At 54.4% G+C, this 13,505-nt stretch carries 14 protein-coding genes and 1 pseudogene; 10 read left to right on the plus strand and 5 right to left on the minus strand.

The features are described from left to right. Positions 1–30 precede the first annotated feature (30 nt). The 3 genes from C443_RS03220 to C443_RS03230 all read left to right on the plus strand — a co-directional run bounded on the left by C443_RS03220 (position 31) and on the right by C443_RS03230 (position 1,552). The gene (locus C443_RS03220) at positions 31–225 is read left to right on the plus strand and encodes a hypothetical protein (protein WP_005533803.1); all 195 of its coding nucleotides are present in this window, start codon (positions 31–33) and stop codon (positions 223–225) included. 600 nt (positions 226–825) lie between these two features. Beyond that, on the plus strand, positions 826–1,071 hold the full coding sequence (locus C443_RS03225) for a UPF0175 family protein (RefSeq protein ID WP_005533804.1): 246 nt from the start codon (positions 826–828) through the stop codon (positions 1,069–1,071). Further along, positions 1,061–1,552, plus strand: coding sequence for a DUF3368 domain-containing protein (locus tag C443_RS03230; protein WP_005533805.1), 492 nt, complete (start codon positions 1,061–1,063; stop codon positions 1,550–1,552). The genes C443_RS03225 and C443_RS03230 overlap by 11 nt, the downstream gene beginning before the upstream one ends. On the opposite strand, the gene C443_RS03235 is transcribed toward C443_RS03230, so the two are convergent. From C443_RS03235 to C443_RS03250, 4 genes are all read right to left on the minus strand, one after another. Beyond that, entirely contained in the window at positions 1,553–2,566 is a 1,014-nt protein-coding gene (locus C443_RS03235; RefSeq protein WP_005533806.1) for a hypothetical protein, read from the minus strand. Between the two features lie 66 nt (positions 2,567–2,632). Next, complete coding sequence (locus C443_RS03240; RefSeq protein WP_005533807.1) at positions 2,633–3,217, minus strand: hypothetical protein; 585 nt, start codon at positions 3,215–3,217, stop codon at positions 2,633–2,635. Between the two features lie 802 nt (positions 3,218–4,019). Then, entirely contained in the window at positions 4,020–4,844 is an 825-nt protein-coding gene (locus C443_RS03245; protein WP_005533813.1) for a hypothetical protein, read from the minus strand. A 68-nt stretch (positions 4,845–4,912) separates the two neighbouring features. Continuing rightward, positions 4,913–5,182 (minus strand): hypothetical protein, encoded by a 270-nt coding sequence (locus tag C443_RS03250; RefSeq protein ID WP_005533814.1) that lies wholly within the window; start codon positions 5,180–5,182, stop codon positions 4,913–4,915. Positions 5,183–5,304: 122 nt separating this feature from the next. On the opposite strand from C443_RS03250, the gene C443_RS03255 reads away from it, so the two are divergent. The 7 genes from C443_RS03255 (at position 5,305) to C443_RS03285 (ending at position 12,552) form a co-directional block, all read left to right on the plus strand. Then, positions 5,305–5,631, plus strand: a complete 327-nt coding sequence (locus tag C443_RS03255) for a PadR family transcriptional regulator (RefSeq protein WP_005533815.1) — start codon at positions 5,305–5,307, stop codon at positions 5,629–5,631. Positions 5,632–5,983: 352 nt separating this feature from the next. After that, positions 5,984–6,568 (plus strand): DUF7437 domain-containing protein, encoded by a 585-nt coding sequence (locus C443_RS03260; protein ID WP_005533816.1) that lies wholly within the window; start codon positions 5,984–5,986, stop codon positions 6,566–6,568. Between the two features lie 9 nt (positions 6,569–6,577). After that, positions 6,578–7,108: a hypothetical protein gene (locus tag C443_RS03265; RefSeq protein ID WP_005533818.1), complete on the plus strand. Its 531-nt coding sequence runs from the start codon at positions 6,578–6,580 to the stop codon at positions 7,106–7,108. Between the two features lie 332 nt (positions 7,109–7,440). Next, entirely contained in the window at positions 7,441–8,268 is an 828-nt protein-coding gene (locus tag C443_RS03270) for a ParA family protein (RefSeq protein WP_005533825.1), read from the plus strand. Continuing rightward, positions 8,269–8,682 carry a hypothetical protein gene (locus C443_RS03275; protein WP_005533826.1) on the plus strand — a complete coding sequence of 138 codons (414 nt, stop codon included), beginning with the start codon at positions 8,269–8,271 and terminating at the stop codon, positions 8,680–8,682. 605 nt (positions 8,683–9,287) lie between these two features. Then, entirely contained in the window at positions 9,288–10,115 is an 828-nt protein-coding gene (locus C443_RS03280) for a sulfite exporter TauE/SafE family protein (RefSeq protein ID WP_390182275.1), read from the plus strand. 1 nt (position 10,116) lies between these two features. Further along, positions 10,117–12,552, plus strand: a complete 2,436-nt coding sequence (locus C443_RS03285; protein ID WP_005533828.1) for a heavy metal translocating P-type ATPase — start codon at positions 10,117–10,119, stop codon at positions 12,550–12,552. 90 nt (positions 12,553–12,642) lie between these two features. Here C443_RS03285 and C443_RS22370 read toward each other — a convergent pair. After that, positions 12,643–13,497, minus strand: a pseudogene (locus C443_RS22370) (deoxyhypusine synthase family protein). Positions 13,498–13,505 lie beyond the last annotated feature (8 nt).

Consider the following 13,505-nt stretch of genomic DNA (forward strand, 5'->3'; position numbering starts at 1 on the left):
ACGATAGCCTCGTTTCTCGAAGATAGCAAGGTGATTTCCATCACCGGTAGGAAGTTCGACGGTCAGCTGTGCCTGAACCTCACCGGCGAGCGGGAGGACAGCCCCCGCATCGTCGAAACAGGAATCCTCGATGTCAACGAAAGTGGTGAGCATCTACTGGAGAATACAGTGCCCCGGACAGAGGACGGGACGAGTGTTGTTCTAGACCGACTACTTCCGGAGTAAAAGTGCGTAATACGGTTTCTTTATGAATCAAAGGGTGCGAAATGTCTACTCAATAAGACTGCAAATGTATCGAAGATATATTGTTCACTGGAATTACCATTCTATACAACGGGTATGCAACGCCTCTATATCTATAACGCCGCACTCGTGATAGTCGGAGCCTCACTGGGAGGCCCAGCAGTGCGCTCAATTATTGCTGGAGAGTGGAGTATCTCAATATTGCTTATGACTATTGGTGGGTGCGGACTGGTTCTTGGTGCTGTATCTCAGTCGCTTCGAACCGACCCTGATGATTTTACTGTTTCTACTAGTATGCTGGTTCTAAATATCGGTGCTGCCTGTCTGGCTCTTTTCGGGACGCTTCTCTCTGCAGCCTCCGGTTGGTAACCTCACTGTACTGACCACTGGTCGTCGTACTTGCCAGCAGTCCGTGGTGTTGTTAGCACTCAGTCGCGTGCGTTCAGAAAGAGTAGTATCGTCCCTAAATTGCACTCTCAGCTGACAATACAGAGTTCGTGGATCGCACAGACGGAACTACACTTCTTCCTATTCAGATAGAGCGGCCAAACACTCAATAATCGGGTTATCCAACAGACGAGTATGGCTACTATCGAAATTGACGAGGAGGTGTATGAGGCACTCCAAATTCCTGAAGGCGAACGGTCGCAGGCAATGAAAAAAGAGTTGGCTGTCTCGCTGTACGCACGTGATGTCCTTTCGTTCGGGAAAGCGCGTGCATTGGCAGAGCTATCCCACCGAGAGTTCCAAGCATTACTCGGAGACCGCGAAATCCCACGTCATTACACCGACACTGAACTTGCCGAAGATCTTGATTATGCCGAATAACAAGCTTGTAGTCTCGGACACATCACCACTGCTGAATCTTGCACTTATCGATCAACTCACGCTCCTCAAATCGCAGTTTTCGAGCATCACTATCCCACGTCAGGTTTGGGAGGAACTCACTGACGGAGAGGCAGGTGTCGACGCGCTCCGCTCGTTGCATGACGATGCGTTCCTGACGATCACCGAGGTCGAACAGTCACACCTCTTCACTGAAATCTTCCACGAGCTGGATCTTGGCGAAACAGCCGCTATTTGTCATGCCATTGAGCAGGATGCCGATCTCATCCTCTTGGATGAAAAGGACGGCCGACAGGTGGCTCGAAGACACGACCTGACGGTGACAGGAGTCATCGGGATATTGCTCCGCGGAGCCAACGCTGGAAATATTGAATTAAAGCACGAACTCGACGCTCTTCGTGACGCCGGATTCTGGATTTCTGATGACCTCTACTCCAAAGTCCTATCTGAAGCAACAGAATAGCTACCGTTCCCACGGGAAGATACCATGACGCTCGCGATAGGCTTCGATCTGGTCCTGAAACTCCTGCTCCTGGAAGTCTGGCTTGTCGCCGTGGATGTCTTCGGGAGAGACACCGTCGGGGAGGTGCTCATAGTCCGTAGCCTCCTCCGTGTCGTCCTCCCGCTCGGGCTCGTGGCGGTGCTGTCCACACTCCCTGCAGGTCCAGATCATACGGTCAAGGTGTGAGTGACACTCGAACCCGTCGAGCCCGTGTGACTCGTGTCCCGTTATGGCGCCACACTGTCGACAGTGGAACTCAACGCCGAGTGTCCCCAGCTCGGATCTCGCCTGATGACGCTGCACGATGCCGGGAACAAGCCAGTACGTGCTGTCGTCTTGCTGGAACTCGTCTTTGAGGCGCTGGAACTCCGAGCGGTCGGTGACCGGCGACCCGTCCTCAAGATAGATTCGTGGCTGGACGTCGTCCCCGTCCCAATCGGTCTGCTCGTCGGCTGTCTCCAAGAGCGCCCCTCCGCGGTCCTCGTCGATCGTGGTTTCGGTCGGAAGCTCGGGCCACCCTTTGGTGAGATTGGTGGCTGGCTCACTCCCGAACGCTGCACGGCACTTCACCGTCCCATGAGAGGTGTCCTCGCCGCTCGCGATGCTATCAGACAGGGAGAAGGCCGCAGCGCCGAGGGCTCGTGCGTGGAAGGTAGTGTTCGCCTCGACGAGCGCGAGCACGACTCGGCCGAATGTCCACTCGCCGAATGGGCCGTCACTGTCGTCGTTGGTAGGCGTCTCTGAAACACTGGTGTGAGCACAGAACGGACACTGGCGCTCATCCCGGGGGATATCTTTCCCACAGGTCGCACAGGTTCGAGAGGCATCTTCTGGCTCGCTTGGATAGCCACGGGATTCGAGGATGCGTTCCCGTCCGTTCCCCTTCGATTCAGGATCAGAACTTGCTGAACCACGGATATCCTCGGGGTCGTATTCAGGATTCCGGTCAGTCACACGGATGGTTGCGTTCGTCATCGTATTTAAACCCTCAGCCAGAGGGGAGCACAAAAGCAATAGAGACCAACACAGGGAGAGGGCCTGCTAGTCGTCGTTCGTGCTTTCGGCTACTTCCGATACAAACGAGTCTGTCGGCTCGTCGATGTCGTACTGATTGACCAGTTCCAGCCCAGCCAATGCTGCATTTGTGCCTGCAAGGTCCGCGTTGACCAACTGTCGGAGACGAATCACAGTTTTGCCGGCACGGTCGTAGCCTTCACCACGGAGCTGGTAAAACTCCATGAAGAGGCGTCTCCAGGCGACTGACGAACCAGTCACTGTGAGGTCCCAGTCGGCTTCAACCTTTGACGACGACTGCCGGCGGTAGTGTCCCTCAACTCTGTCGAGTAAGCCGTCAATGATCGCGCCCTTGTTACCCGTTCGTCTGTTTTTGCGAAAGGTTGGGTCGATGAGGTCTTTCCACTCGTCAAGGGAGTCGATCTCGTGCTCGATAACTAGTTCGACTTCGACTGTTTCGAGACAATCGGTTTGCGAACTTTCGTCGACGCGCCGAAGTCGGTTTGCAGTCCCTTCGGCTTGGACTGTGAGTTCTGGAAACTGCGCTTCGGTGGATTCGGTTTCTGGGTGCTGTTCTCCGTTCTGACCGCTTTTGCTGGTCTTTGATGCCATAGTATGGTCGAGAGCGCTCTCACTGGAACGCCCCTCACCTGACTGGGGGCGAAAAAATGGGTCCCATGCCTGTGATACCAATCGTTGAATATAGTTTCTTCACCTGTGAAAGCGAGTGAACCAACTGCAGGGTAGACCTGCGGACTAGTCAGTATGACAAGTAGGGTTGTCGATCGGACAGTCAGCGCTATGCACATAAAATGACGTTGTCTGGTCCTGGACTCCAGCTATGACACTTACACAGCCGTCTCGATCTTCTGTATTNGGACAGTCAGCGCTATGCACATAAAATGACGTTGTCTGGTCCTGGACTCCAGCTATGACACTTACACAGCCGTCTCGATCTTCTGTATTGAAGCTATTCCACTCCCCAGCTTCATGGCGAGTCATTATTTTTAACGGTGCATCTGGCCAGACACAATCGATGATAATCCAATCAGGGTCTACTGTGAGTTCACGAGTCTCCGTATGAACTACTTCATCAGTATCAGTGCGTTCTATCCGTAATNCACAATCGATGATAATCCAATCAGGGTCTACTGTGAGTTCACGAGTCTCCGTATGAACTACTTCATCAGTATCAGTGCGTTCTATCCGTAATCCCACTGGGACTGTAGTAGATTCTGTGTTTACGAAACTGAGTTTCTGCATCGTCGCATACCCCTTACTACCAGTAGAGGAACAGCCCGCTAGTAGACCGATTCCCCCACCCGCAGTAACATGAAGGAGCTCCCGTCGCTTCACGACTAACCTCTCCGGTAACTCCGGTAAGTGCTTTCCCTGTACTGACCGCTGGAGCAACCTACACTTCGAGTCGTTCCATCGGCTCGACCTCGAAAGTCAGCAGATGGGATCGAAGACGGGCATAGGTCCCGTCGCCGTCAGTCGTGACACAGTGCCGATTTGGCCTTGCCTCGCGCGGATTGCCGTCGTTCTCCTTCCACTCCTCTAGGGTAAACTCAAGCGCCTCCAACTCGCTGTCAGCGCCCTCAAAGACGGCTGCGACCGACGGGGTCCCGTGGTTGTCAGCGACGTATGCGACCTCAACAGCGTCGTGGTTGGCGTCAAATTTCCTCCAGCCATCGAGTTTGTCTGGCGGATCCTCGGCGAACTGGTCAATCTCGCGCTGAGTCAGTTCGGCTTCTGCGGCGTCGCGCCACGCTTGTTTGATATCCTCGGCTTGAGACTGCTCGATCTCCTGAAGGACGTCGGTGTCAATACAGTCCTCAGCCCAGGCAAGCACTGTCTTGGCTTTCTTGTGCTTTTCTTCTGGCTCGCCGTTTAGCTGCCCGAAGTTCATCTCTTGGGGAGACATCAAGAGAACTGACGACCGCCAGTAGCCGGGGTCAGAATCGTATTCCTCGTCAGCATCGGGAGCCCACGACTCCATCGAGGTCCGGACTTCTTCATGGTGTCCGAAGCCGGTTCGGACGCCGCCGGCGCGTAGGATTCGCTCTGCAAGGTCGATGGTTCGCTCGCGCTCGTCAGCGGGCACTTTATCGGGACGGTCAACATCAGCATAGAATGGCAAGCCGACTTTGCTGATGATCGTCTGTTTGTAGTTTGGGATAAGTAACGGTTCCTCGACGAAAATCGGGTCGAACGGTGGTTCGGCTGTTGGCAACATACTGGAAAGCCTCCAGCCAGTGAGGCCGCACAAAAAATCGCTCTGAGGCGGCGTTAGGTCGAGAGGTACTAGTCGGCAGTGTCGCCGTGCTTCGCTTCTAGAGCGTCCCAGTCAGCCATTGAGTCGTACTCTGGTCTGACCTCTCCGTCCGAGAGCATATCATCAACGAAGGCTTGGACTTGTTCGTCAGCGGGCGCGGCCTGCAGGTCATACTCCCGGGCGATGAACCGGATGCCACAGAACGTACGTCCGTCTGCTGCAAGCTGCCAGAGCAAGAGCTTTCGGTTCTGGTAGGTTGCGAGTTCGGTCAGCAATTCCTCGTCTGTTGGATTGGACATCGTTTGGAGCCTCCACTTGACAGGGTGTGCATAAAACGAACCTTGCGAATAAGGTGAAATGGCAATACAGTGCTTGAAACGGTCATTGAGTCGAGCTCTAGTAAGTACGAACAGATAAGATTATGACTCCCGAGAGTGGTACTTGGCTTGACAGGATGTATGACGTGAATAGCTTCAAACGCGATATGATGGTCGTTCTTGCGGGCATGGATAGTCCGATGGGGACAGAACTGACCGCGGAGCTGCAGGAATACTACTCTGAGGAGATTACGGTAGGACGTGTCTATCCGCAATTGGATGATCTAGTTGCAAAGGGGCTAATCAAAAAGAAGGCTAAGAACGGGCGAGAGAATAAGTATCAGTTGACGAAGCGTGGCGTGCGAGAGCTTCAGGCCCATCGAGAATGGGAGGACAAGTACTTGGCTCCGATCAGTGAGCTATCTCCGTAGTGGATTTTTGAAAGAGATAGACAGGGCTCTCCGGAGAAGCGCCCATGCTTGACAGATGAGTGTACAGACTGCATTTCAATTGTCCCACCTCATCGCTGGGCCAAACGTCACAGACAGAGCTTGGAAGAGGCAACGGTATTGTGATGACATTCGAGTCAGAGGTTGCAGAAAATTCCCGTCGATTCGACTGCTACTCTTCGGCAACCCGCTCTTCGAGGTTCTTACGTTTGAAGCATGATGTTGCGAGAGGCGTTGACCCGGAACCAACCCGGTATCCGGTCGGTGGTAGATATGTATAGTGCTGAAGACACTGTCCCAACAGTTATTACCTAATACATGAATTATGAATTGTATGTCGAAAGCTGCCGGGGACCCAGAGCGAGCTATCAATGGTCTCCTGTCGATTGCACAACTGCTGGAAGAGCCACGCTTGGCCCGGCTCTACACGTTCGTCCTTCGTGAGAGAGAAGTGATTATCGACGATATCGTCGCTGCATTAGAGATTCCCCGGACGACAGCGTACTCGGATATGGGGACGCTTGTTGACCTCGGTGTCGTGACCCGTGATGAAGAGCAGAAGACACACACGTATTCGGCGGTCCCGATCACGCTTACTGCAGATCTGGATGGTGACGAGTATACCGTCACTCCCACTCTCATCGAGGCCGTCGGTCGCTCACCACACGACCAGGATCTCAACCTCCTCCTGGAAAGATACGGGCTCGGTAAACTCGCGGCTGCGCTCACGTACGCCATCCCCTATACCAACGGTGAGATGTCTGAACGAGTCGCGGCTCGGGAGCTCGATCTGCAGCAGGCCTTCGCGATTACAGTCTTGCATGCGCTTCGAGATGTGGTTCAAGATATGCAAGCCGTTGATCCATACTTTGAGGATATCCGGAATGCTCGCGACCAACCACCGTCATCTGAGGACTGACGGGCACCGATGAGCACGCCATTCGACCCATTTCAGGAGACCGTAGCGTGGGTCGCAGATACCGGATTCTTCATCGCCTGTGGTCGCCAGGAGAATAATAAATACACTGCTCTTGAGCGCTTCGCCGCGCAGAACGACCTTACGTTTGTGATCCCCCAACGCGTCTACGAGGAACTCGGCGGAGCGCCAGACCGCAGCACACCGGGACAGACGCCGATTAACAGTGCACTCGATGCTGGCTGGGTTCGAGTTGCTGCTGAACCCGAATATGCGAACAGCACAGTATCTCGGGTGATGGATGACATCCGGTCATATATTGCTCGGTCATCAAATCGACCTGAGGACCAGATTGAGAAGGCAGATACTGCCCTCGGCGCTGTTGCAGCAACCCTTCTCGACAACAGTGACGTTCGATACGCCTGTGTTGTGACCACGGATACTGATGCGGGTGAAGGCACCGTCGCAGCACTTGCAGCTAACGGCTTCGAAGACCGGATTCAGTTCAGAGACGGATTTGAGTTGATCAACGAAATTACGTAGTCGGGTTGTCGCTGAGGTACGCTTGGTCCTCATTTCTGTTTGAACTTATTGTATCAGTATGCAGTGCTGATAGGATGTACCTGCAGACACCGAATTTATACCAAGGTGGGGACTTATTACGTAGTTTCATTTCAGCCTAACTATCGGGTCTATCCTTCTAGCATAATCTTTGAGTTTAACCTTTGAGTTTAAACGCCCAGTCTAATTCATTAGTCTAACCGTACAGTCTAATCATCAATCATAACTATCCATCCTAACTATCAGATCTAATTGGTTGGCTTTTTTCGTGTGTCTGACGAGTGTTTATATTGGGTTAGACTTATAGGTGAAACATGCTCGCGTACACCATTTACAGTGAGGCTGGCGGCGTCGGAAAGACGACGCTCGCTGCGAGCCTCGCGACAGCGCACGCTGAACACGATCGCGATGTTCTGGCAATTGACCTTGACCCGCAGCAGGGGTCACTGACATACCTGTTAGGAGTCGATGCGCCGCGCAACGATGGGGATGCAGACAACATCGCTCGACATCTTATCGACCGGCCACTTGGACCGTTCGCTGACATCGTCCAAGAGACGGACTATGGTTTTGACCTCGTCCCAAACCACGACATGCTGGAGAACCTGCCCAGCCTCCTCAGCCAAGCTGAAGAGATGGCAGAGGACCTCGGTGAGTTCTTTGCGCCAAACGAGCGTCTGTTTGAGGTCCTCGTTGATGCCGGTGTGATGGAAGACTACGACACTATCGTCGTTGACCCGCCAGCGACTGCGGGCCCACAGCTGTACAACGCAATTCACGCGACGCGGTCGCTCGTGGTCCCGGTGGAACCGACTGGTAAGGGTATGCAGTCCGTTGAGGGGCTCGAAGATGTCGTCATTAACCTGCAAGACTCACTCGATATCGATATCGGCGTGATGGCTGTGATCCCGAATGGCATCGGGTCAACGAGCGACCAGCAGAAGTATCTTGAACGGATCGGTGACCTCGGTTTCGACGCTCCAGTCGCAATTGCCGACCGCTCCTCACTTTTCGAGGGGTGTTGGGACACGCAACTGCCGGCGGGCCACTACGTCCAGGAGGTCCGAAGCGCCTACGACTACGAGAAGGAGACACTTGCTCAACTGGATGACCTCGCGACGCACATTGAGGAGGTGGCGTAGATGGGCAACGGTATGAAGTCCGGTTCCGGCGAGGACCCGTTTGAGGGCATCGAGAGTGCTACTGAAGATAATGACCCAACGAGAGACCACGACGACACGACGGCTCAGTCTGATCCTATTATTAACGATGACCCGACAGACGAAGACGCTAACAACAGCGGCAACAGTGGTGTGTCGGGACTTCCGTGGAAGTACTCGCGCTCGAATGCAAAGGACGGTCGTGAGATGGTCCAGTTCTTCCTCCAAGAAGAGACCCAGACTGCCGAGGAGGTCGCACAGTCAGAGCTCGAAAGCCGGCTTGACGAAAATGTCCTGGCGTTAGACCTTCGCGAGGCGGCGTATCAGGTTGCCCTTGAGGAGCATCTCGATGACGTCGCAGACCGGCTACGAGAGTGGGGCTACGACGCAGAGTGAACATCCCGCGTTGAAAATATACGTGCCACTATTCTCTAGATGCACAGTTTGAGCCTGTTGTATAGTCGGCTGGCCAGACCGTATGAAGCCGTTGTACGAGCAACCGAACTATGAGGTCAGCATTTACAGCAACTCAAATGCGTATAATTTCACGGCTGTAAGTAGAAGGTTTCACACTAGTTGAGACTGGTGCTCTCAATGCATACGGCTATGCTTCCCGCAGTTCATTCAAAAGGCCGTGGTGAATCGCTAGATTTCGCGTGATTTCACTGTTTTATCACCTGCTTGGTGTTATGAACTGCACACATCAAGACGTGTTACAGAAGTTTACCGTACAAAGTCCGCGTACCCGAAACGGAGTATGAACAAGAACTAGAGCGAACTTGCAAGCCCCGAGCGTGTGTGGGTTATCATAACAGCGTTTTGAGGGCTGAAATCTGCCTTGGGCGGATCGAAGAGTCGACCTTCTGGAGAACGGATTAGCTGTGGTATCATACCATTGTACTAATTCACGTTAGCGATCCCCCAGCCACGGCCTGAACCGAAACCCACTACACACGACGATTGGTACACCCTAATCTATGCTGGCATTGCCAGCCTTAAGTATGATATCCGCAGTTCTCGTACAGCTGAGTGAAATCAGCATCACAAGTGGCTACGGACTGGTGGTGTTTTTTCTGATTGGTCTCTTCGGGGGTGCACACTGTCTCGGAATGTGTGGCCCGCTCGTTGCAACCTATGCTGAGCGTATGGAAACTCAGGACCGGTGGTCGAGCGCACTCACTCTGTATGAGGTGCGTCAGCACACGCTGTTCAACATTGGCCGGACGATGAGCTATGCTACCATCGGATGCGTCTTCGGGGCTGCCGGCGCGTTACTGTACGGAACCATCGGGCTCGCTGGATTTCTGCGGCCAGCTCAGGGTGTCGTCGGTATCTGCATCGGCGTAGCAATTATTATTATGGGACTCACCCGGTTAGCTGGCTACAAACAAGGAGCCGTTGAAGGAGTTGTTGCCGGTACTGGTATCGGCTCACTATTCGCGCGGACCTACGCAGTCATTTCAACACGGGTCGACCGCTGGGTCAACAGTATCGGCATCATCGGCCTCGGCGCGCTTCATGGGTTGTTGCCGTGTATGCTTCTTTATCCGGCATTCCTGTACGCGTTTGCTCAGGGCTCACCTGTATATGGCCTCCTCTCGCTCGGTGCGCTCGGGGCAGGGACGGTCCCCAGTGTGTTTCTCTACGGAACAGTTATCCAATCAGTGAGCACGCGCCAGCGACAGGTAGTCCATTACGGACTCGGTGTGTTGTTCGTTGGGCTTGGATACATACTGGTAGCAATGGGATTCATGCGGTTTGGCGTCATGCTCCCGTTACCAGATATCCCGTACTATCAGCCGATCTCCGAATCGGGGGCGGTTGCGTAACATGTCCACCTGTACACTCTGTGACCTCCCTATCGAAGACCCGATTACCGACGATGACATTGCCGGTGAGTTCTGCTGTCGGGGCTGTCTAGAGGTCGCACACTTGGTCGACAACGGCGAGGATGTCGACCTTTCAGTTGCGGCCGTCCGTGACCGTGTTGAGGCCGAGGATTCCAGGCTCGATGTCCCCGAGGGCGCCGAAACGGCCTACCTCTCGATAGACGGAATGCACTGTCAGACCTGTGAAGGGTTCATTGAGCTCCTTGCCGAAGAAGAGGAAGGCGTTCACGAGGCACGCGCGAGTTATGCGACAGAAATGGCGCAGGTGGTGTATGACCCTGACTGCATCAATCGCAACGCGATCGCTGCGGCACTAAGTCGACTGGGCTACCGAGCCCACGGTCCCGATGAAGAAAACGACTCACTGCGTTCACGCGTCGAGTTCGGCAAATACCGTTCGGTACTCGCGGCGGTTCTGATGATGCCTGTGCTGATCCTCTACGTTCTGTTCATATACCCGGTATATCTCGGCATCTATCCCGAGAGTTTCCTCTATGGGAGTACTGTTGAGGCGATGGTGTTCTGGCCACTAATCGTCTGGAGCACACTCATACTCATCGGACTTGGATACCCGGTCTTCCGTGGAGCCTACGTGAGCTTGAAAGTCGGTCGCCCTAACATGGACGTGTTGATAGCTATCGCGGTACTCGCAGCGTATCTCTATTCGCTGGTAGCCTACTTTACGGGCGGGCGTGACCCGTACTTCGACGTCGCAGTGATGGTGCTCGCAATCGTCACCATCGGAAACCACCTTGAGTCACGGATCAAACACGCTGCGCTCGGAAATCGCGCCGACCTCACGGATTCACGCGTCGATAAGGCCCGCCGGCTCGATGATGACAGTGAGGCCACTGAAACCATCGAGATTGCAAAGTGTGAGCCTGGCGACCGGCTGTTAGTCAAACCTGGTGAACGGGTCCCGGTTGACGGCCATATCGTCGACGGGACTGCCGCGATCGACGAGGCACTCATCACGGGTGAATCCCTCCCACAACGAAAATCTGAAGGAGACAGTGTACTCGGCGGGTCGATTCTTACAGACAATGCGATCGTCGTTGAAGTTGGTCCAGAAAAAACCAGTACGATGGATCGCCTCGTTGAGCTCCTTTGGAACGTCAAGAGCTCTGCCACAGGTGTTCAGCATATTGTCAACCGCTTTGCGGTACTGTTCGTTCCATTCGTACTTGGACTTGCCGCGCTGACTGCCACTGGCTGGTTCGTCCTTGGCAACGATCCGAATACAGCTATAATGGCCGGTGTCTCCGTGCTAGTAGTCTCGTGTCCGTGCTCGCTCGGTATCGCCACCCCACTTGCTCTTGCGGCGGCTACCCGCGATGCCACGGACAATCGCACACTTATTCTCAATGAGACAGTACTTGAGCGGATCGACGACTCCTCAGTCGTTGTGTTCGACAAGACTGGGACGCTCACTACTGGGGAGATGGAGCTTGTGGACGTTGTTGGCGACGATCCTGACGAAGTACTTGCGATGGCGGCTGCCGTCGAACGTCGGTCAAGCCACCCCATCGCCGCTGCGATCGACGATGCCGCCCCACCGACCACGCGCTCGGTGTCAAGCTTCAAAAGCGCCGACCGTACCGTGTCCGCACTCGTCGACGATACGCGTGTAGTTATCGGCCATCCAGACTCCTTCGATGCTGACGCGTGGACGATTCCCACGGAGATAGAAGCAGCCGTTACACACGCTTACGAGTCGGGCACTCATCCCACGGCTGTTGCTTGGGAGGGCGCCGTCCAAGGAATCGTTACAGTCCGAGATACGCCGCGGGAGAACTGGGACCGCGTCGTTTCAGATATCACAGACGCGAACCGGGATATCGTCGTACTGACTGGCGACGACGAGCGGATGACCGAGACGTTTGCGAACCATCCCGCAGTTGATCACGTATTCGCAGGCGTGCGCCCCGAGTCGAAGGAAGTGATCGTCCAAGGACTCCGCGAGCGCGGGACGACGACAATGATCGGCGACGGAACGAACGATGCGCCCGCACTCGCAAGCGCCGACCTCGGGATCGCGGTGTCAAGCGGCACCGATCTGGCAATTGAGGCGGCCGATGCAGTAGTGCTTGATGACCGTCTCGACGCCGTTCCCGAAGTCTTCGAGCTGGCGAGTGTAACTCGAAGCCGGATCAAACAGAATCTCATCTGGGCGGCCGGCTACAATGCGATAGTGCTTCCATTGGCGATGATCGGCATGATCACGCCGCTGATCGCCGCCGTTCTGATGGCTATCAGTAGCCTTATTGTCGTCTTTAATTCGAAGCGCCGCTTGGTCCCAGCGAATGGAGAGCATTCAGGTGAAACCGACTCTAGCGAACGCACTGAGCGAACCAGCCCTCCAGCACATTCGGACTGAGTGCTCGAACGCAAGCATCATCGGTAACCATCCTACTACGCTTTCTAGCTACAGTCTGCTACAGCACGCGATTTAGTCAGCGGTTCGCACCTACTCGCTGAAAGTACCCGCTACAAGCAGTGGGAAGACGAGCGTTGCTTCTGCTTCAACCTGCGTATAATTCGTCTGTTCATCGTCTTTGATTTTTGTTCCCCACGATACTGCCTCGTTCGGGGTGCTCCAGAGAGTGATCCATCCCCTTCCATACCCGTCGAGATGGAGACGATATAATCAGCCCCACCTCGGAACAGATTTGTCATGAACCCATGGTTTCTCGGGACTCCGCCTCCGATTGCGGTCAGGCCTGTCGTATCAGCAAGCATCCCATCCTCGATAAGCGAGTCAAATCATCGAAGAAGTCCTGAAGGTATTGCCCCAACCAGACGTATCGGTCGGAAGGGACGAAGAGATTTTCAAGGCGGTTAATACCCTGTTCCCGGAGCGCGGCTTCGTACGCATCCAACTCCCCGTTTTGAACGGCTTCGCCGTCTTGATGATACCCTCCGCCAGTACCCCCGCAGTCGTAATAAGCACATCGACGTATCCTTCGCGAACGAGATAGGCGACAACTTCACGCTGCCCCGATGANCCCTCCGCCAGTACCCCCGCAGTCGTAATAAGCACATCGACGTATCCTTCGCGAACGAGATAGGCGACAACTTCACGCTGCCCCGATGAGATGATATTCGACGTGCATGTGAGATAGATTGTGGCATCGGCGTCTTGCATTTACTCGGCGATGTCGATAGCCTCCGCGAGTCGCATTAGATGAAAGCCCATCGTTGCATATGCCTCCAACGACTCCTGAAAATCAAATTCTCCACGGAAATCATAGCCCTACACGTCTAGCGTGGACAGAAATTCGTCACTTCCCGGAACAATATGCTCGTGTGACTCGTCGTCCATATCGGCAA

This window comes from Haloarcula argentinensis DSM 12282 (assembly GCA_000336895.1).
In the GTDB taxonomy this organism is placed as follows: Archaea; Halobacteriota; Halobacteria; order Halobacteriales; family Haloarculaceae; genus Haloarcula; species Haloarcula argentinensis.